The organism is Stenotrophomonas sp. YJH_SMC_105-26 (assembly GCF_059368915.1).
The window spans coordinates 1-17853 of sequence record NZ_JCAFSD010000017.1 but is presented as its reverse complement, the minus strand read 5'-3'; the positions used below and the strand labels follow the sequence as shown (position 1 = coordinate 17853).

Below are 17853 nucleotides of genomic sequence, written 5' to 3'. Positions count from 1 at the left end.
GCCACGGCCGCCCGGACAGGCGCATGATTCGCCACGCACTGTTACGAAGTAACACTGCATCCCCGTCGGCCCCTTCCACAGCCTATCTGCCATGAAGCCCTCCCTGCTCGCTACCGGCATTACCTTCGCCCTGACCCTGGCCAGTCTGCCCAGCCTCGCTATGGCCGCCGATGCCGCCGCTCCCGTGAAGGACCTCGACACGGTCACTGTCAGCGCCCAGCTCGACCAGGCCCGCAATGCGCTGTCGCCGGACATCGGCAGCAGCCAGTACCAGATCACCGCCGAGGACATCCAGAAGCAGCCGCTGGGTGCCTCCGCGCCGCTCAGCCAGGTGCTGCTGCAGGCTCCGGGCGTGGTCCAGGATTCCTACGGTGGCGTGCACGTGCGCGGCGACCACGCGAACCTGCAGTACCGCATCAACGGCGTACTGCTGCCCGAATCGATCTCCGGCTTCGGCCAGACCCTGGATGCCCGCACCATCAAGAGCATCCGCCTGATGGACGGGGCGCTGCCGGCGCAGTTCGGCGAGCGCACCGCTGCGGTGGTCGACATCACCACCCGCAGCGGCGCCGAGCTCGGCAATGGCGGCAGCGCCGGTCTGACCGCAGGCTCGTTCGGCAAGATCAATCCGAATGCCTCGTGGTGGGGCAATCAAGGGCGCTGGAGCTGGTTCCTGACCGGCAACTACGACCAGAACGAGGTCGGCCTGGAGAACCCGACCCGCTCGCGCAAGCCGCTGCACGACGACACGCACCAGGGCAAAGCCTTCGCCGACCTGACCTACCTGGTCAACGAGAACACCCGCCTGAGCGTGTTCGCCGGCTTCGCCAACAATCGCTTCCAGATCCCGGTCAATCCCGGGCAGACCCCGCAGTTCGGTTACCTGGACACGACCACCTTCGACTCCAGCCAGCTGGATGAAACCCAGCGCGAGACCACCCGCTTCGGCATGCTGGTGCTGCAGGGCACGCTGGGCGGCACCGCCTACCAGCTGTCCGCCGGGCAGCGCTACAGCGACGTGGCGTTCAACCCGGATGTCATCGGCGATCTGGTATTCAGTGGCGTCGCCTCCCAGGTCCAGCGCAGCAACCGCGCCAACACGCTGCAGGCCGACCTCTCCACCCCGCTGGGCAACGACCACACGCTGCGCTACGGCCTGTACGGCAACTACGAGAATGCGCGCGCCAGCAACAACAGCTGGGTGTTCCCGGTCGATGGCGCCGGCCAGCAATCCAGCACCACGCCACTGCTGATTCCAGACCGCAGCGCCTTCCACGCCAGTACGCTGGCGGTGTACGTGCAGGATGAGTGGAAGATCGGCGACGACTGGACAGTGAACTACGGCCTGCGTGGTGATCGCTACAAGGCCTTCGGCCGCACCGAGGGCCAGCTCAGCCCCCGCCTGGGCGCGGTCTGGAATGCCAGCGACAGCACCACCGTGCATGCCGGCTATTCGCGTTACTTCACGCCACCGGCCAGTGAGTTGATCGCCAGCAGCGATATCGCCCTGTACGACGGCACCACCAACCAGCAGCCGGGCGGCGGCAACAACATTCCGCTGGCCGAACGCAGCGACTACTACGACATCGGCGTCTCGCAGCAGCTGGGTGAACACCTGACCCTGGGCCTGGACGCGTACGACCGCCGCGTCGCGCGCCTGCAGGACGAAGGCCAGTTCGGCGCCGCCTACATCTACTCGACGTTCAACTACCGCCGCGGCCATATCCGTGGGCTGGAGTTCAGTGCCGACTACAGCAACGGTCCGTTCAGCGCCTACTTCAACGCGGCGTACAACAAGGCCATCGGCACCCAGGTCATCACCAGCCAGTACAACCTCGATCCGGACGCGCTGGCCTATGTGGCCGACCACTGGATCCACCTGGACCACGACCAGAAGCTGACGTCGTCGGGGGGCTTCAGCTACGCCTTCGCCGGGCACAACCGGGTCGGTGCCAACTACGTGTTCGGCAGCGGCCTGCGTTCGGATATCGAGGGCGTGCCCAACGGCGGCGAGCTGCCGTCCTACCTGCAGGTGAACCTCAGCGCCGGGCATGATTTCAATGCCGACAGCGGCCATCCGCTGCACGTGCAGCTGGCCGTGATCAACGCATTGGATCGCAGCTACCAGCTGCGCGATGGCGGCGGTGTCGGCGTGTTCGCCCCGCAATGGGGACCGCGCCGCGGCGCCTACCTGAGCCTGCAGCAGGACTTCTGAGGAGACAGGGGTCGGATCCCTTTCCGCAGGAAAGGGCTCTGACCCCGCACCGGGAATGGGGTCAGAGCCCTTTGCGATGCAAAGGGATCCGACCCCATCCTGCTTCAGCGCTTGACCTTGCGCAGCGACACCACCAGTGCCCACAGCGCCAGCAGCACGAACCACACGCCCGACCACATCGGCATGGTCAGGCCCAGGAACGTCCAGTCGATGTTGCCGCAGTTGCCGGTACCGGTCAGCACCGTGCGGAACACTTCCAGCGGCCCCATGGTCTCGCGCAGGAAGCTCAGCGGCGGGCCACAGGTCGCGCCCATCTCCGGCGGCAGCATCTGCACGTAGACGTGGCGCGCAGCGATGCCCACGCCGACGGCCGCCGCGATGAAGGCGAGCACGCCGTAGGTGGCGCGGCCGGGACGGTTGGACGGCCCGTGCAGCGCACCGATCAGGAACAACAGGCCCAGCGCGGCAAAAGCCAGGCGCTGGAAGATGCACAGCGGGCACGGCTCCAGGCCCATCTTCAGCTGCAGGAAGATCGCGTAGCCGAGCAGGCCCGCGCAGATCAGGAAGCCCAGGAAGAACTGGGCGCGGAAGGGCCAGCGCAGTGGATTCATCGTCAACGCTCGAATGGATCAAGGCGCCAAGCGTAACCGAGAGCGCGCCCCGTTCGAACCGCCACAGGTGACGCCTGTCGGAACGGTGCGGGTCGGATCCCTTTGCGAATGCAAAGGGATCTGACCTGCGGTGCTGCCTGCTCGGGGTCAGAGCCCTTTCCTGCGGAAAGGGATCCGACCCTTGGAAACGCAAAAGCCCGGCAGGCGCCGGGCTTTCGCTGTGTCGCGTTGGAGCGGTCCGATTACTCGGCCACTTCCTCGGCCACGACCGGACGGTCAACCAGCTCGACGTAGGCCATCGGTGCGTTGTCGCCGGCACGGAAACCGCACTTCAGCAGGCGCAGGTAGCCGCCCGGACGGTTCGCGTAGCGCGGGCCCAGGATGGTGAACAGGTTGCCCACGGCTTCGTTGTCGCGCAGGCGGGCGAAGGCCAGACGGCGGTTGGCGACCGAGTCGACCTTGGCCAGAGTGATCAGCGGCTCGGCAACGCGGCGCAGTTCCTTGGCCTTCGGCAGGGTGGTCTTGATCAGCTCGTGCTTGAACAGCGAGGCGGCCATGTTCTTGAACATCGCTTCGCGGTGCGCGCTGGTGCGGCTGAACTTACGGCCAGACTTCTGGTGACGCATGGTGATATTCCTTGGTTAATGATGCGGCTGTGTGGATCGTTGTCGCCATCCTGGCGTTACTGCGCGGACTGCGGTTGGTCCTGGCCGCCCGTCCTGGACGACCTGCCCGCGAACCTGCGGTTCGTCGTGGCATGGTGTGTTGCGTTGAAGGCTCCACCGCGAGCGGTGGAGCCTCCAGGCATTACCGATATCAGCCCAGCATGCCGTGGCTGGCGACGCCGGCCGGCGGCCAGTTCTCCAGCTTCATGCCGAGGGACAGGCCGCGCTGAGCCAGCACTTCCTTGATCTCGGTGAGCGACTTCTTGCCCAGGTTCGGGGTCTTCAGCAGCTCCACTTCGGTCTTCTGGATCAGATCGCCGATGTAGTAGATGCTTTCAGCCTTCAGGCAGTTGGCCGAACGCACGGTCAGCTCCAGATCGTCGATCGGGCGCAGCAGCACCGGATCCACGCCGTTGTTGGCCGGCTTGGCCGCACCGCGGTTGCGGTGGGTGAAGTCACCGAACACCGACAGCTGGTCGCTGAGGATGTCGGCGGCGGTGCGCACGGCTTCCTCGGCATCGATGGTGCCGTTGGTCTCGATATCGATGACCAGCTTGTCCAGGTCGGTACGCTGTTCGACACGCGCCGCTTCCACGGCGTAGGCGACACGGCGGACCGGCGAGAACGAGGCATCCAGGACCAGGCGGCCGATGGCACGGGTTTCTTCGTCCGGACGACGACGCGCGGCAGCCGGCTGGTAGCCGAAACCACGTTCGATCTTCAGACGCATGTTGATCGCCGTATCCTTGGTCAGGTGGCAGATCACATGGTCGCCGTTCAGGATCTCCACATTGTGGTCGACCTTGATGTCGGCAGCGGTGACAACGCCCGGGCCCTGCTTGGACAGGGACAGGGTGGCGCTGTCGCCGGAGTGCATACGGATGGCCACGTCCTTCAGGTTCAGCAGGACTTCGAGCACGTCCTCCTGCAGACCTTCGACCGTGGTGTACTCATGCAACACGCCGTCGATTTCGACTTCCGTGATGGCGAAGCCCGGGATGGACGACAGCAGCACGCGACGCAGGGCATTACCCAGCGTATGCCCGTAACCCCGCTCCAAAGGTTCGATAACGACCTTTGCACGGGTGTCGGTAAGGCGTTCGATCTGCGGACCGCGAGGACGCAGAACCTGGTTGGCGGTAACCGTCATGTTGCGGGTTCTCCTAGTGAACCCCCGGCCGTCGCCGGGGGCTCTCCAATGTGAATTACTTCGAATACAGCTCGACGATCAGCGCTTCGTTGATGTCCGCAGGCAGATCCGAACGATCCGGAACAGCCTTGAAGATGCCGGTGAACTTGCCGGAATCCACTTCAACCCACGACGGGCTCAGGTCATGCTGGGCGGCGACGGTCAGGGCTTCCTGGACGCGCAGCTGCTTGGCAGCCTTTTCAGACAGGGCGATGGCGTCGCCAGCCTTGACCTGGTACGAAGCCAGGTTGACCGACTTGCCATTCACGGTGACGCCGCGGTGCGACACCAGCTGACGGGCAGCCGGACGGGTCACGGCGAAGCCCATGCGGTAGACGACGTTGTCCAGGCGGGTTTCCAGCAGCTGCAGCAGGTTCTCGCCGGTGTTGCCCTTCTTGGTCGAGGCCTTCTTGTAGTAGTTGCGGAACTGACGCTCCAGCAGGCCGTAGATACGCTTGACCTTCTGCTTTTCACGCAGCTGGGTGGCGTAGTCGGACAGCTTGCCCTTGCGGGCAGTGGCGCCGTGCTGGCCGGGCTTCTGCTCCAGCTTGCACTTCGAGTCCAGCGCACGCGCCGGGCTCTTCAGGGACAGGTCGGCGCCTTCGCGGCGGGCGAGCTTACAGGTAGGACCGATATAACGAGCCATTTCTTATCGCTCCCTTTAGACGCGACGCTTCTTCGGCGGACGGCACCCGTTGTGCGGGATAGGCGTCACGTCGATGATGTTGGTGATCTTGTAGCCGACGTTGTTCAACGAACGCACGGCCGACTCACGGCCCGGACCCGGGCCCTTGATGCGGACTTCCAGCGACTTCACGCCGTAGTCCAGCGCAGCACGACCGGCCTTTTCAGCAGCCACCTGGGCAGCGAACGGGGTCGACTTGCGCGAACCGCGGAAGCCAGCGCCACCGGAGGTCGCCCACGACAGAGCATTGCCCTGGCGGTCGGTGATGGTGACGATGGTGTTATTGAACGAAGCGTGGACGTGGGCAACGCCGTCGGTGACGACGCGCTTGATCTTCTTCTTGGTCTTAGCAGCGGGCTTAGCCATTTCTCAGTCCCTTACTTCTTGATCGCCTTGCGCGGACCCTTGCGGGTGCGGGCGTTGGTACGGGTGCGCTGGCCACGCAGCGGGAGGCCACGACGGTGACGCAGGCCGCGGTAGCAGCCCAGGTCCATCAGGCGCTTGATCGCGATACCGATTTCACGGCGCAGATCGCCTTCCACGATGTACTTGCCGACTTCGGCGCGCAGGCGCTCGATTTCCGGCTCCGACAGATCGCGGATCTTGGTGGTCGAAGCAACGCCTGCGACTTCGCAGACCTTCTTCGAACGGGTACGGCCGATGCCGTAAATGCTTTGCAACCCGACCCAGACATGCTTCTGGGCTGGCAGGTTGACGCCTGCAATACGCGCCATGACGCGGTTCTCCAGCTGAGTGATGGCCGACAGCGCGCCTCGGGCACGCCAATCCGGCAGGATGGATCAAAAAAGTGAACTAGCGATACTAACAAGGTTCCGGTTTACATGGAAGGCCGTGAAACCATTGGTTTCATGAACCCGGCCTGGGGAGTGTGCCCAGGCTCCGGCGCCGGATGGGGTTGGACCTGGGGTTTCCCCCGGGGCCGCCCGCGCTACTCCAGCGCGGGACCACCTCATCACACCCCCACCCGGAACCGCTGCGGGGGCCGCCCTTCGTTTGTGTGGCCGGAGTCCGCGAAGCGGAGGGACCATCACGTCAGGAAGACGAAAGTATAACAGGCCTATCAGCCGCGGGCAAAACCGCCGCGGTTGCCACCCTTCAGGTTGGCCTTCTTCAGCAGGCTCTCGTACTGGTGGGACATCAGGTGCGCCTGCACCTGGGCGATGAAGTCCATCACCACCACCACCACGATCAGCAGCGAAGTACCACCGAAGTAGAACGAGGCGTTCAGCTGCGTGCGCATCAGTTCCGGCAGCAGGCAGACGATCACCAGGTACGCCGAGCCCGCCGCGGTCAGGCGGGTCAGCACGCCGTCGATGTAGTCGGCGGTCGCCTTGCCCGGACGGATGCCCGGAATCAGCGCACCGGACTTCTTCAGGTTGTCGGCGGTTTCCTGCGAGTTGAACACCAGCGCGGTATAGAAGAACGCGAAACCGGTGATCAGCGCAGCGAACACGATCATGTGCAGCGGCTCGCCCGGGCCCAGGGCGTTGGCGACCTTCTGCAGGACCTGGCCGAAGCTGCTCTGGTTGGCGGCCTGGCCGGACCACATGGCCAGGGTGGCCGGGAAGGCCAGCAGGCTCGAGGCGAAGATCGCCGGGATGACGCCGGCCATGTTGAGCTTCAGCGGCAGGAACGAGGTCTGGTTCATGTACGCGTTGCGACCACCCTGGCGGCGCGCGTAATTGACCGTGATCCGGCGCTGGCCACGCTCGACGAACACCACGAAGAAGGTGAAGGCGAGCACGACGATGGCGATCAGCAGCAGCTGGATGAACTGGATGTTGCCGTCGCGGTAGGCATCGAAGGTGTGGATGACCGCACCCGGCAGGCCCGCCACGATACCGGCGAAGATGATCAGCGACACGCCGTTGCCGATGCCGCGCTCGGTGACCTGCTCACCGACCCACATCAGGAACATGGTGCCGGCGGTCAGTGCGACCACGGCAGTGAGCACGAAGCCCATGCCCGGCGCATACACGACCGGAGCGCCCGACGGCGAGACCTGGCCCTGCAGGGCCAGCGCGATCGAGCCGCCCTGCACCACTGCCAGCAGCACGGCGCCGATGCGCGAATACTGGGTGATCTTGCGGCGGCCGGACTCACCTTCCTTCTGCATCGCCTTCAGGGCGGGGAAGATGTGCACGGCCAGCTGCATCACGATCGATGCCGAGATGTACGGCATCACGTTCAGCGCGAAGATGCTGAAACGGTGCAGGGCGCCGCCCGAGAACATGTTGAACATGTCCACGATGCCGCCGCCCTGCTGTTGCATCATGGCAAGCATGGCATCGGGATTGACGCCCGGCACCGGCACGTAGCAGCCGATGCGATAGACGATCAAAGCCCCGACGACGAACAGCAAACGTTGGCGAAGTTCAGTGAACTTGCCCATTCCGCCCGCGAGGTTACCGATGCCAGCTTGCGCCATGATTTTCTTACTCCGTTACGCTGCCGCCGGCAGCTTCGATTGCAGCCTTGGCACCCGCCGTGGCAGCAATACCCTTCAGGGTGAACGCCTTGGTCACTTCGCCCTTGACGACGACCTTGGCCTTCTTTGCGGTGCTCGGGACCAGCTTGGCAGCACGCAGGGCGGCGAAATCGATCTCACCGGCCGGCAGCTTGTCCAGCGCGTACAGCAGCACTTCAGCGGTGTCCTTGGCGATCGGCGAACGGAAGCCGATCTTCGGCAGACGACGCTGCATGGGGGTCTGGCCGCCTTCGAAGCCAGCCTTGATCTTGCCGCCACCCTTACGGGCGAACGAACCCTTGTGGCCGCGGCCGGCAGTCTTGCCCAGGCCCGAGCCGATACCACGGCCGACGCGGGTGCGCTCGGTGCGGGCGCCCGGTGCCGGGCTCAGTTCATTGAGACGCAGAGTCATGGTCGATTACTCCTCAACCTGGACGAGGTACTGAACCTTGTTGATCAGGCCGCGTACCTGCGGGCTGTCCTTCAGTTCACGCACATCGTTGAGCTTGTTCAGGCCCAGGGCACGCACCGACAGGCGGTGACGCGACTGGGTACCACGCAGGCCACGCACCAGGCGGACCTTCACAGTCTTGTTGGACTCATTAGCCATGGTTGAGTTCCTCCACCTTCTTGCCGCGCTTGGCCGCGATGCGAGCCGGCGACTGCGCAGCAGACAGGCCCTTCACGGTGGCACGCACCAGGTTGATCGGGTTGCGCGAACCGGTGGCCTTGGCCAGCACGTTCTTCACGCCAACGGCTTCCAGCACGGCGCGCATGGCACCGCCGGCGATCACGCCGGTACCTTCCGAAGCCGGCTGCATGAACACGCGGGCTGCGCCGTGACCATCCTTGATGGTGTGCCACAGGGTGCCGTTGTTCAGGTCAACGCTGACCAGGTTCTTGCGGGCCTGTTCCATCGACTTCTGGATGGCGACCGGCACTTCGCGGGCCTTGCCATAACCGAAACCGACCTTGCCTTCGCCGTCGCCGACAACGGTCAGGGCGGTGAAGGTGAACTGGCGGCCACCCTTGACGGTCTTGCTGACGCGGTTGACCGCGACCAGCTTTTCGATCATGCCGTCGTCGATCTTCTCTTCGCGGTTACGGTCGCGATCGCGACCCCGCTGCTGACGCTCTTCTGCCATGTTGATTCCTTGGTTGTTTGGGTATGTACGGCTCGAGGCCGCTTATGGTTGTGGAGTGACGCGTTGTTCCGGTGGGCCACTGCAGAAGAGCGGCGCCGTCCAGCCTCGCTCAGGCTGGCGAGCAGGTAGGCAGGAGGCCATCGGCCCCCTGCCCTTGTCCCTTAGAACTGCAGGCCGGCTTCGCGGGCCGCTTCTGCCAGGGCCTTGATGCGGCCGTGGTAGCGGTAGCCCGAACGATCGAAGGCAACCTTCTCGACGCCGGCGGCCTTGGCGCGCTCGGCGACGATGCGGCCAACCTTGGCAGCGGCATCGGCGTTCTTGCCGTTCTTCAGGCCTTCCTTGACGTCGGTCTGGGTGGTGTTGGCGGCAGCCAGCACCTTCGAACCGTCAGCGGTGAAGACCTGGGCGTACAGGTGCTGGCCGGTGCGCAGCACCGACAGGCGGGCGACGCCGAGCTCACGGATGTGGGCGCGGGTCGACTTGGCGCGACGCAGGCGGGCGATGTTCTTGTTCATTTTGATTATTCCTTGAAAGCTGAAGGATGGGCTTCTCCCTGAGGAGTCCGCACATGGATGTGCGGGCTCTTGCGAGGGAATCGCACTTACGCCTTCTTGGCTTCCTTACGGATGATGACTTCGTCGGAGTACTTCACGCCCTTGCCCTTGTACGGCTCCGGCTTGCGGAACGCACGGATCTTGGCGGCGACTTCACCGACGACCTGCTTGTCAGCGCCCTGGACCAGGATCTCGGTCTGGGTCGGGGTGGTGATGGTGATGCCTTCCGGCGCCACGAACACGACCGGGTGCGAGAAGCCCAGCGACAGGCTCAGGTCCTTGCCCTGCATGGCAGCGCGGTAACCCACGCCAACCAGCTCCAGCTTGCGCTCGAAGCCTTCGGACACGCCCTTGACCATGTTGGACAGGATCGCACGCACGGTGCCGGTCAGTGCGACCAGCTCGGCGTTCTCGGTGCTCAGGGTGGCAACGCCATTGTCGACGTTGATGGCAATGCCGGCCGGCTTGGCCAGCGACAGGGTGCCCTTCGGGCCCTTGGCGGTGACGCTGTCCGACTGGACGTTCAGTTCAACCTTACCCAGGGTGATCGGCTTCTTGGCTACGCGGGACATAGTTCTACTCCTTTCGCCTTAGGCCACGAAGCACAGGACTTCGCCGCCGACGCCCAGCTGGCGCGCCTGCGCATCAGTCATGATGCCCTTGGAGGTGGAAATGATGGAGATACCCAGGCCGTTCATGACCTTCGGCAGCTCGCTCTTGCCGCGGTACTGGCGCAGGCCCGAACGCGAGAAGCGCTTCAGGGTCGCGATGACCGGCTTGCCTTCGAAATACTTCAGCACGATTTCCAGCTCGGACTTGTTGTTTTCCAGCTGGGTCACGCGCAGGTCGGTGATGTAACCCTCGTCCTTCAGGACCTGGGCGATCGCAACCTTGATCTTGGACGACGGGGCTTTCACCGTCTGCTTGCCAACTGCGGCCGCATTCTTGATGCGGACCAGCAGGTCGGCGATGGGATCAGTCATGCTCATATGAGTACCTTTGAGTGCACCGATATCCGCTTTCGCGAAAATCTGTTGTCTCCTGGAAACGGGCCAGGTCCCTTGATGCAGCGGGCCGGGGCCCACTCCTACAACCCCGTCTGCACAGGGCAAGACGCGGGAGTATACGCCAAAAGAGCCCGACTTGCGTCGGGCTCTTCGGGTTTTTTCGCAGAAAGGAAGCTGAACGCCTCCCCTCCCCGGTTCAGCGGCCCCCGCAGGGGCTGCTGATCGCAGGGCCGGCTGGGATTACCAGCTGGCCTTGCGCAGGCCCGGGACGTCGCCACGCATGGTGGCTTCGCGCAGCTTGTTGCGGCCGAGGCCGAACTTGCTGTACACGCCACGCGGACGACCCGACAGCTCGCAACGGTTGCGCTGACGGCTCGGCGACGAATCGCGCGGCAGCTTGGCCAGCTTGGTTGCGGCGTCGATCTTCTCTTCGTAGGTCGCGTCCACGGAGGACACGATCTTCTTCAGAGCCGCACGCTTCTCAGCGTACTTCTTGGCCAGCTTTTCCCGCTTGATGTCGCGGTTGACCATGGAGGTCTTTGCCATTTCGGTTTCCTCGACAGATCAGTTACGGAACGGGAACTTGAACGCTGCCAGCAGCGCCTTCGCTTCCGCGTCGGTCTTCGCAGTGGTGGTGATGGCGATATCCATACCGCGGATCGCGTCGACGGCGTCGAAGTCGATTTCCGGGAAGATGATCTGTTCCTTCACACCCATGTTGAAGTTGCCGCGGCCGTCGAAGGAACGACCGGAAACACCACGGAAGTCGCGCACGCGCGGCAGCGAGATGTTGATCAGGCGGTCCAGGAACTCGTACATCTTGTGGCGACGCAGCGTGGTCTTGCAGCCGATCGGCCAACCATCACGGATCTTGAACGACGCAACCGAGATACGCGACTTGGTGACAACCGGCTTCTGGCCGGAAATCTTGGTCATGTCCGCGACGGCGTTTTCCAGGATCTTCTTGTTGGTGGCAGCCTCGCCGACACCCATGTTCAGGGTGACCTTGACGAGCTTCGGTACTTCCATCGGATTGGTGTAGCCGAACTGCTTCATCAGCGCCGGCACCACTTCTTCCTTGTAGATCTTTTCGAGACGGGAAGTCATCTTCACATTCCTCAGGCGTCGAGCGCCTCACCGCTGGAGCGGAACACACGCAGTTTGCGTCCATCCTCCAGCACCTTGAAGCCAACGCGTTCGCCCTTGCCCGAAGCCGGGTTCAGCACGTTCACGTTGGAGATATGGATCGAAGCTTCGCGCTCGACCACGCCGCCGGCAACACCTGCCTGCGGGTTCGGCTTGGTGTGGCGCTTGACGATGTTCACGTTGGCGACGACCACACGGTCGCCGTCGACGCGGACGACTTCGCCCTGCTTGCCCTTGTCCTTGCCAGCGTTGACGACAACCTGGTCGCCCTTCTTGATACGGTTAGCCATGATTATCTCCTGTCGCTCACAGCACTTCGGGAGCGAGCGAGACGATCTTCATGAACTTCTCCGAACGAAGTTCACGGGTCACCGGCCCGAAGATACGGGTACCGATCGGCTCCTGCTTGTTGTTCAGCAGGACGGCAGCGTTGCCGTCGAAGCGGATCAGCGAACCGTCGGCGCGACGCACACCCTTGCGGGTACGCACCACGACGGCGTCATACACTTCACCCTTCTTGACCTTGCCGCGCGGAATCGCATCCTTCACGGTGACCTTGATGATGTCGCCGATGCCGGCGTAACGGCGCTTGGAACCACCCAGCACCTTGAAGCACATCACCTGCTTGGCACCCGAATTGTCCGCGACGTCAAGGTAGCTCTGCATCTGGATCATGATTCAGACTCCTTATTCAGCCGCACGCGTGATGACTTCCACCACGCGCCAGTTCTTGGTCTTGGACATCGGAGCAATCTCGGTCACGCGGACGACATCGCCTTCCTTGCAGGCGTTGTCGGCATCGTGGGCGTGCAGCTTGGTCGAGCGCTTGATGTACTTGCCGTACAGCGCGTGCTTGACCTGACGCTCAACCAGGACGGTAACCGTCTTGTCCATCTTGTTGCTGACGACACGGCCTTCGACCGTGCGCAGCGTCTTCTTTTCAGTATTGTCGCTCATAGCGGCCATCCTTACTTCGTGCTGCCGAGCAGGGTCTTGACGCGAGCAATCTCGCGACGGACCCGGCGAATGTCGTGGGTCTTCGGCAGCTGGCCGGTGACCTGCTGCATACGGACAGAGAACTGTTCCTTACGCAGGTCGATCAGGTGGGCCTTGAGTTCGTCAGCCGACTTTTCACGGAGAGTTTTGATATCCATCAGCGCACCGTACGGGTCACGAAAGTGGTGGTGACCGAGAGCTTGGCGGCGGCCAGGCGGAACGCCTCGCGAGCCACTTCCTCGGAAACACCCTCGATTTCATAGATCATGCGGCCGGGCTGGATCTGGGCCACCCAGTATTCCACGTTACCCTTACCCGAACCCATTCGAACTTCGATGGGCTTCTTGGTGATGGGCTTGTCGGGGAACACGCGGATCCACATCTTGCCGCCGCGCTTGACGTAGCGGCTGATCGAGCGGCGGGCCGCTTCGATCTGACGCGCGGTCAGCTGACCGTGTGCGGTTGCCTTCAGGCCGTATTCGCCGAAGCTGACAGCGTTGGCGCTCCAGCTCAGGCCATCGTTACGGCCCTTGTGTACCTTGCGGTACTTGGTTCGCTTGGGTTGCAACATTGTCGTTACCTCGCTTCACGGGCCGGGCGCTGACGGTCACCACGGTCGCCGCGATCGTGACGATCGTTGCGCGACGGGGTGTCGTCCTGCTTTTCCTGGCCAACCTGGGAGAAATCGAAGACCTCGCCCTTGTAGATCCAGACCTTGATGCCGATGATGCCGTAGGTCGTCTTGGCTTCAGCGAAGCCATAGTCGATGTCGGCACGCAGGGTGTGCAGCGGCACGCGGCCTTCGCGGTACCACTCCGAACGGGCGATTTCAGCACCGTTGAGGCGGCCACCAACGTTGACCTTGATGCCCAGGGCACCCAGGCGCATCGCGTTGCCGACCGAGCGCTTCATTGCACGGCGGAACATGATGCGACGCTCCAGCTGCTGGGCGATCGACTCGGCAACGAGCTGCGCGTCCAGTTCCGGCTTGCGCACTTCGGTGACGTTGATGTGCGCCGGGACGCCCATCATCTCGCTCACTTCCTTGCGCAGCTTCTCGATGTCCTCACCGCGCTTGCCGATCACCACGCCCGGACGGGCGGTGTGGATCGTCACGCGAGCGGTCTTGGCCGGACGCTCGATCAGGATCTTGCTGATGCCGGCCTGGGCCAGCTTCTTGCGCAGCATTTCGCGCACTTTCAGGTCGGCTGCCAGGTAACCGGCGAACTCGGCCTTGTTGGCGTACCACTTGGAGTTCCAGTCCTTGGAAATGCCGAGGCGGATACCAATCGGATGAACTTTATGACCCATGGTCTTTTCCTTATCCGCTTACTTGGCGGCGCCCACAACCACAGTGATGTGGCTGGTGCGCTTGAGGATGCGGGTACCGCGGCCTTTCGCCCGCGCCATGAAACGCTTCAGGGTCGGACCTTCATCAACCATGATGGTCTGAACCTTCAGCTCGTCGACGTCGGCGCCCTGGTTGTTCTCGGCGTTGGCAATTGCCGACTCCACCACCTTCTTGATCAGGTGGGCAGCCTTCTTGTCCGAGAACTTCAGCAGGTTGACCGCACGTTCGGCCGGCAGACCGCGCACCTGGTCAGCGACCAGACGAGCCTTCTGCGGGGAGATGCGCGCAGTGCGCAGGATGGCTTTCGCTTCCATTGTCATCTCTCCTTACTTGCCCGACTTCTTGTCACCACCGTGACCCTTGAAGGTCCGGGTGATGGCAAATTCGCCGAGCTTGTGGCCGACCATGTTCTCGTTGACGAGAACCGGGATGTGGTTCTTGCCGTTATGCACGGCAATGGTGATGCCTACCATGTCAGGCAGGATCATCGAACGGCGCGACCAGGTCTTGATCGGCTTCTTGCTGCCCGCAGCGGCCTCCACCTTCTTGACGAGGTGGTGATCGACGAACGGGCCCTTCTTGAGTGAACGTGCCATGGTCGATTAGCCCCTACGATCGCGGACGATGAACTGCTGAGTGCGCTTGTTATGGCGCGTCTTGTAACCCTTGGTCGGAACACCCCACGGGGTGACCGGATGCGGGTTACCCTGGCCGGCCTTGGCCTCACCACCACCGTGCGGGTGGTCAACCGGGTTCATGGCAGCACCACGAACGGTCGGGCGGACGCCGCGCCAACGCTTGGCACCGGCCTTGCCCAGCTTTTCCAGGCTGTGCTCGTCGTTGCCGACTTCGCCGATGGTGGCGCAGCACTCGACCGGAACCTTGCGCATTTCACCCGAGCGCAGGCGCAGGGTGGCGTAGATGCCTTCGCGAGCCACCAGCTGCACGGCCGCACCAGCGGCGCGAGCGATCTGAGCGCCCTTGCCCGGCTTCAGCTCGATGCAGTGGATGGTGGTGCCGACCGGGATGTTGCGCAGCGGCAGGGTGTTGCCGGCCTTGATCGGGGCGTCCGAACCAGCGATCACCTGATCACCGGCCTTCAGGCCCTTCGGGGCGATGATGTAGCGACGCTCACCATCGACGTAGCACAGCAGGGCGATGTGGGCGGTGCGGTTCGGATCGTATTCGATGCGTTCCACGCGCGCCGGGATGCCCAGCTTGTTGCGCTTGAAGTCGATGATGCGGTAGTGCTGCTTGGCACCACCACCGACGTGACGCACGGTGATGCGGCCGTGGTGGTTGCGGCCACCCGAGCGGCTCTGCGACTCGACCAGTGCGGCGTGCGGAGCACCCTTGTGCAGGTCGGGCGTAACCACGCGCACGGCCGAACGGCGGCCGGGGGAAGTGGGCTTGAATTTCATCAATGGCATGGGATGTACCTCAGGCCTTGGCCGTTACATCGATCGACTGGCCGTCGGCCAGGCGAACGTACGCCTTGCGCCAATCGCCGCGGCGGCCAGCACGGTTACGGAAGGACTTGTTCTTGCCCTTGACGTTGACCACGTTGACGGCTTCGACCTTGACGTCGAACAGCTGCTCAACCGCGGCCTTTACATCGGCCTTGGTGGCTTCGTTCGAAACTTCGAAGACATACTGGTTGGAGAGTTCCTGCAGGCGCGCGGTCTTTTCGGAGACACGCGGGGCACGCAGCACGCTGAAGATTTTTTCGTTGCTGTTCATGCCAGCCACTCCTCGACCTTCTTGACCGCGTCAGCGGTGATGACGACCGTGTCGGCACCCACCAGCGAGACCGGATCCAGACCCTGGACGTCACGCACCTGCACGTACGGCAGATTGCGGGCGGACAGGTACAGGTGCTCGGACGCTTCTTCGGTGACGATCAGCGGGCGCTTGCCCACTTCCAGGCCGGCCAGCTTGGCGATCAGACCCTTCGTGTTGGTCACTTCGACATCGAAGGACTCCACGATGGTCAGACGGCCCTGACGGTTCAGCTCGGACAGGATCGCGCACATGGCGGCACGGTACTGCTTACGATTGACCTTCTGCTCGAAGCTGCGCGGCTTGGCCGCGAAGGTGACACCGCCGCCGACGAAGATCGGAGCCGTCAGTGCGCCATGACGCGCGCCGCCGCCCTTCTGCTTCTTCGACTTCTTGGTGGTACCAGCCACTTCGGAGCGAGTCTTCTGTGCCTTGGTGCCGGCGCGACCGGCGTTGCGGTAGGCAACGACGACCTGGTGGACCAGATCTTCGCTGAAATCGCGACCGAACACGGCGTCGGAGACCGAGACCTTGTTGTTGCTACCCGTGATAACGAGTTCCATCGTCATCTCTCCTTATGCCTTGCTCGCCGGACGGACGATCACATCGCCACCCGCCGCGCCCGGAACGGCGCCGCGAACGGCGATCAGACCGCGCTCGACGTCGACCTTGACCACTTCCAGGTTCTGGGTGCTCTGCTGCACCGCGCCCATGTGGCCCGACATCTTCTTGCCCGGGAAAACGCGACCCGGGGTCTGGCGCTGACCCAGCGAACCCGGCGCGCGATGCGACAGCGAGTTACCGTGGGTTGCATCGCCCATACGGAAGTTGTGGCGCTTGATGGTGCCCTGGAAGCCCTTGCCCTTGGTGACACCCTGGACGTCGACGATCTGGCCGACTTCGAAGATGTCCGCCTTGACTTCGCCGCCAACGGCGAAATCGCCGAGCTGCGCGTCTTCAACGCGGAATTCCCACAGGCCACGACCCGCTTCCACCTTCGCCTTGGCGAAGTGGCCGGCTTCCGGCTTGTTGACCAGGGCAGCGCGACGCGCGCCGACGGTCACCTGCACGGCGCTGTAGCCGTCGGTTTCGACGGTCTTGATCTGCGCGATGCGGTTCGGGGTTGCTTCGATCAGGGTCACCGGGATGGAACGGCCATCTTCGGTGAACACGCGGCTCATGCCGGCCTTGCGGCCCACGAAGCCCAACGAATACTTCTTCGTCATGGTCGTAGTCCTCAGGTCAGCTTGATCTGAACGTCGACGCCGGCAGCCAGTTCGAGCTTCATCAGCGCGTCCACGGTCTTGTCATTCGGGTCAACGATATCGAGCACGCGCTTGTGCGTGCGGGTCTCGTACTGGTCACGCGCGTCCTTGTCGACGTGCGGGGAGACGAGAACGGTGTAACGCTCGATCTTGGTCGGCAGCGGGATCGGGCCACGCACTTGCGCGCCGGTCCGCTTTGCCGTTTCAACGATCTCGCTGGCCGAACGGTCGATCAGACGATGATCGAACGCTTTCAGCCGGATCCGGATCTTTTGGTCCGCCATGGCGGTAGGTTCCTTCGTTAAAAGAGCGACAGACAAAGCCTCTGGGTTGCTTTGCCCCATGAAATTCCTGAATACGGACGGCCCGCAGTCCTGCAGGCCGACAAGGTCACTCCATGGACCTCAAAAACGTAGGCAGACCAGTTTCCCGGCCTGCCCAGACGTAGAAGCATAATGGCACGCAAGGCAGCTGTCAACAGTCGCCTGTTGACGCCGCCTGAATGGCATTGACCCTTCCTGGTCCGGGGAACACAAGGCACATCCTGTGCCTGCTTTCCCATTTGATACGCCCCGATGCCCTACCCAGGCAACATCGGGGCGCAGATATTACCAGATTACTCGATGATCTTCGAGACCACGCCGGCGCCGACGGTACGGCCGCCTTCGCGGATGGCGAAGCGCAGGCCTTCGTCCATTGCCACCGGGTTGATCAGGGTGACGACCATCTTGACGTTGTCACCCGGCATCACCATTTC

30 protein-coding genes are annotated in these 17853 nt (G+C 63.3%); 1 reads left to right on the top strand and 29 read right to left on the bottom strand.

Features of this window, described 5'->3' with window-relative positions; genetic code table 11:
- The first annotated feature begins 91 nt into the window (after positions 1 to 91).
- Positions 92 to 2215: a TonB-dependent receptor domain-containing protein gene (locus AC5P7F_RS21235; protein WP_164077920.1), complete on the top strand. Its 2124-nt coding sequence runs from the start codon at positions 92 to 94 to the stop codon at positions 2213 to 2215.
- A gap of 104 nt (positions 2216 to 2319) precedes the next feature.
- On the opposite strand, the gene AC5P7F_RS21230 is transcribed toward AC5P7F_RS21235, so the two are convergent.
- From AC5P7F_RS21230 to AC5P7F_RS21090, 29 genes are all read right to left on the bottom strand, one after another.
- Complete coding sequence (locus AC5P7F_RS21230; RefSeq protein ID WP_005415421.1) at positions 2320 to 2826, bottom strand: disulfide bond formation protein B; 507 nt, start codon at positions 2824 to 2826, stop codon at positions 2320 to 2322.
- 242 nt (positions 2827 to 3068) lie between these two features.
- Positions 3069 to 3452, bottom strand: a complete 384-nt coding sequence (rplQ, locus tag AC5P7F_RS21225) for a 50S ribosomal protein L17 (protein WP_005408217.1) — start codon at positions 3450 to 3452, stop codon at positions 3069 to 3071.
- Between the two features lie 190 nt (positions 3453 to 3642).
- Positions 3643 to 4641, bottom strand: a complete 999-nt coding sequence (locus tag AC5P7F_RS21220) for a DNA-directed RNA polymerase subunit alpha (protein ID WP_197641350.1) — start codon at positions 4639 to 4641, stop codon at positions 3643 to 3645.
- 55 nt (positions 4642 to 4696) lie between these two features.
- Complete coding sequence (gene rpsD, locus AC5P7F_RS21215) at positions 4697 to 5326, bottom strand: 30S ribosomal protein S4 (protein WP_004145446.1); 630 nt, start codon at positions 5324 to 5326, stop codon at positions 4697 to 4699.
- Positions 5327 to 5341: 15 nt separating this feature from the next.
- Positions 5342 to 5731 carry a 30S ribosomal protein S11 gene (gene rpsK, locus AC5P7F_RS21210; RefSeq protein WP_004145443.1) on the bottom strand — a complete coding sequence of 130 codons (390 nt, stop codon included), beginning with the start codon at positions 5729 to 5731 and terminating at the stop codon, positions 5342 to 5344.
- A gap of 11 nt (positions 5732 to 5742) precedes the next feature.
- Positions 5743 to 6099, bottom strand: coding sequence for a 30S ribosomal protein S13 (rpsM, locus tag AC5P7F_RS21205; RefSeq protein ID WP_004154500.1), 357 nt, complete (start codon positions 6097 to 6099; stop codon positions 5743 to 5745).
- Between the two features lie 347 nt (positions 6100 to 6446).
- Positions 6447 to 7814 carry a preprotein translocase subunit SecY gene (secY, locus tag AC5P7F_RS21200; protein WP_005415420.1) on the bottom strand — a complete coding sequence of 456 codons (1368 nt, stop codon included), beginning with the start codon at positions 7812 to 7814 and terminating at the stop codon, positions 6447 to 6449.
- Between the two features lie 7 nt (positions 7815 to 7821).
- On the bottom strand, positions 7822 to 8265 hold the full coding sequence (gene rplO, locus AC5P7F_RS21195) for a 50S ribosomal protein L15 (protein WP_004154498.1): 444 nt from the start codon (positions 8263 to 8265) through the stop codon (positions 7822 to 7824).
- 6 nt (positions 8266 to 8271) lie between these two features.
- A complete protein-coding gene (gene rpmD / locus AC5P7F_RS21190; RefSeq protein WP_005408214.1) occupies positions 8272 to 8463 on the bottom strand; it encodes a 50S ribosomal protein L30 in 192 nt (63 codons plus the stop codon).
- The gene (rpsE, locus tag AC5P7F_RS21185; protein ID WP_005408213.1) at positions 8456 to 8998 is read right to left on the bottom strand and encodes a 30S ribosomal protein S5; all 543 of its coding nucleotides are present in this window, start codon (positions 8996 to 8998) and stop codon (positions 8456 to 8458) included. Before rpsE ends, rpmD begins: the two co-directional genes overlap by 8 nt.
- A gap of 161 nt (positions 8999 to 9159) precedes the next feature.
- Positions 9160 to 9519: a 50S ribosomal protein L18 gene (gene rplR / locus AC5P7F_RS21180; RefSeq protein ID WP_169411773.1), complete on the bottom strand. Its 360-nt coding sequence runs from the start codon at positions 9517 to 9519 to the stop codon at positions 9160 to 9162.
- A gap of 80 nt (positions 9520 to 9599) precedes the next feature.
- On the bottom strand, positions 9600 to 10124 hold the full coding sequence (gene rplF / locus AC5P7F_RS21175) for a 50S ribosomal protein L6 (protein WP_014646052.1): 525 nt from the start codon (positions 10122 to 10124) through the stop codon (positions 9600 to 9602).
- An 18-nt stretch (positions 10125 to 10142) separates the two neighbouring features.
- Positions 10143 to 10541 carry a 30S ribosomal protein S8 gene (gene rpsH, locus AC5P7F_RS21170; protein WP_005408210.1) on the bottom strand — a complete coding sequence of 133 codons (399 nt, stop codon included), beginning with the start codon at positions 10539 to 10541 and terminating at the stop codon, positions 10143 to 10145.
- A 258-nt stretch (positions 10542 to 10799) separates the two neighbouring features.
- Positions 10800 to 11105: a 30S ribosomal protein S14 gene (gene rpsN, locus AC5P7F_RS21165; RefSeq protein WP_005408209.1), complete on the bottom strand. Its 306-nt coding sequence runs from the start codon at positions 11103 to 11105 to the stop codon at positions 10800 to 10802.
- Between the two features lie 18 nt (positions 11106 to 11123).
- Positions 11124 to 11666 carry a 50S ribosomal protein L5 gene (gene rplE / locus AC5P7F_RS21160; protein WP_005415416.1) on the bottom strand — a complete coding sequence of 181 codons (543 nt, stop codon included), beginning with the start codon at positions 11664 to 11666 and terminating at the stop codon, positions 11124 to 11126.
- Between the two features lie 11 nt (positions 11667 to 11677).
- Positions 11678 to 11995 carry a 50S ribosomal protein L24 gene (rplX, locus tag AC5P7F_RS21155; RefSeq protein ID WP_004154490.1) on the bottom strand — a complete coding sequence of 106 codons (318 nt, stop codon included), beginning with the start codon at positions 11993 to 11995 and terminating at the stop codon, positions 11678 to 11680.
- Between the two features lie 16 nt (positions 11996 to 12011).
- Positions 12012 to 12380 (bottom strand): 50S ribosomal protein L14, encoded by a 369-nt coding sequence (gene rplN, locus AC5P7F_RS21150; protein WP_010483978.1) that lies wholly within the window; start codon positions 12378 to 12380, stop codon positions 12012 to 12014.
- Between the two features lie 12 nt (positions 12381 to 12392).
- Positions 12393 to 12662 carry a 30S ribosomal protein S17 gene (gene rpsQ / locus AC5P7F_RS21145; protein ID WP_004154489.1) on the bottom strand — a complete coding sequence of 90 codons (270 nt, stop codon included), beginning with the start codon at positions 12660 to 12662 and terminating at the stop codon, positions 12393 to 12395.
- Positions 12663 to 12673: 11 nt separating this feature from the next.
- The gene (gene rpmC / locus AC5P7F_RS21140) at positions 12674 to 12859 is read right to left on the bottom strand and encodes a 50S ribosomal protein L29 (protein WP_004154487.1); all 186 of its coding nucleotides are present in this window, start codon (positions 12857 to 12859) and stop codon (positions 12674 to 12676) included.
- Positions 12859 to 13272 (bottom strand): 50S ribosomal protein L16, encoded by a 414-nt coding sequence (gene rplP / locus AC5P7F_RS21135; RefSeq protein ID WP_004154486.1) that lies wholly within the window; start codon positions 13270 to 13272, stop codon positions 12859 to 12861. Before rplP ends, rpmC begins: the two co-directional genes overlap by 1 nt.
- A gap of 5 nt (positions 13273 to 13277) precedes the next feature.
- A complete protein-coding gene (gene rpsC / locus AC5P7F_RS21130) occupies positions 13278 to 14012 on the bottom strand; it encodes a 30S ribosomal protein S3 (RefSeq protein WP_004145350.1) in 735 nt (244 codons plus the stop codon).
- 18 nt (positions 14013 to 14030) lie between these two features.
- Positions 14031 to 14366, bottom strand: coding sequence for a 50S ribosomal protein L22 (gene rplV, locus AC5P7F_RS21125; protein ID WP_004145348.1), 336 nt, complete (start codon positions 14364 to 14366; stop codon positions 14031 to 14033).
- A gap of 12 nt (positions 14367 to 14378) precedes the next feature.
- Positions 14379 to 14648: a 30S ribosomal protein S19 gene (gene rpsS / locus AC5P7F_RS21120; RefSeq protein WP_005415413.1), complete on the bottom strand. Its 270-nt coding sequence runs from the start codon at positions 14646 to 14648 to the stop codon at positions 14379 to 14381.
- A gap of 6 nt (positions 14649 to 14654) precedes the next feature.
- The gene (gene rplB / locus AC5P7F_RS21115) at positions 14655 to 15482 is read right to left on the bottom strand and encodes a 50S ribosomal protein L2 (protein ID WP_004145339.1); all 828 of its coding nucleotides are present in this window, start codon (positions 15480 to 15482) and stop codon (positions 14655 to 14657) included.
- 10 nt (positions 15483 to 15492) lie between these two features.
- Complete coding sequence (gene rplW / locus AC5P7F_RS21110) at positions 15493 to 15792, bottom strand: 50S ribosomal protein L23 (protein WP_004145338.1); 300 nt, start codon at positions 15790 to 15792, stop codon at positions 15493 to 15495.
- A complete protein-coding gene (gene rplD, locus AC5P7F_RS21105; RefSeq protein WP_004145337.1) occupies positions 15789 to 16394 on the bottom strand; it encodes a 50S ribosomal protein L4 in 606 nt (201 codons plus the stop codon). Before rplD ends, rplW begins: the two co-directional genes overlap by 4 nt.
- Before the next feature lie 12 nt (positions 16395 to 16406).
- Positions 16407 to 17057, bottom strand: a complete 651-nt coding sequence (gene rplC, locus AC5P7F_RS21100) for a 50S ribosomal protein L3 (protein WP_004145336.1) — start codon at positions 17055 to 17057, stop codon at positions 16407 to 16409.
- A gap of 11 nt (positions 17058 to 17068) precedes the next feature.
- Entirely contained in the window at positions 17069 to 17380 is a 312-nt protein-coding gene (gene rpsJ, locus AC5P7F_RS21095; protein WP_005408208.1) for a 30S ribosomal protein S10, read from the bottom strand.
- A 332-nt stretch (positions 17381 to 17712) separates the two neighbouring features.
- A partial coding sequence (locus AC5P7F_RS21090; RefSeq protein WP_487247787.1) for an EF-Tu C-terminal domain-related protein occupies positions 17713 to 17853 on the bottom strand: 141 nt, incomplete at its 5' end.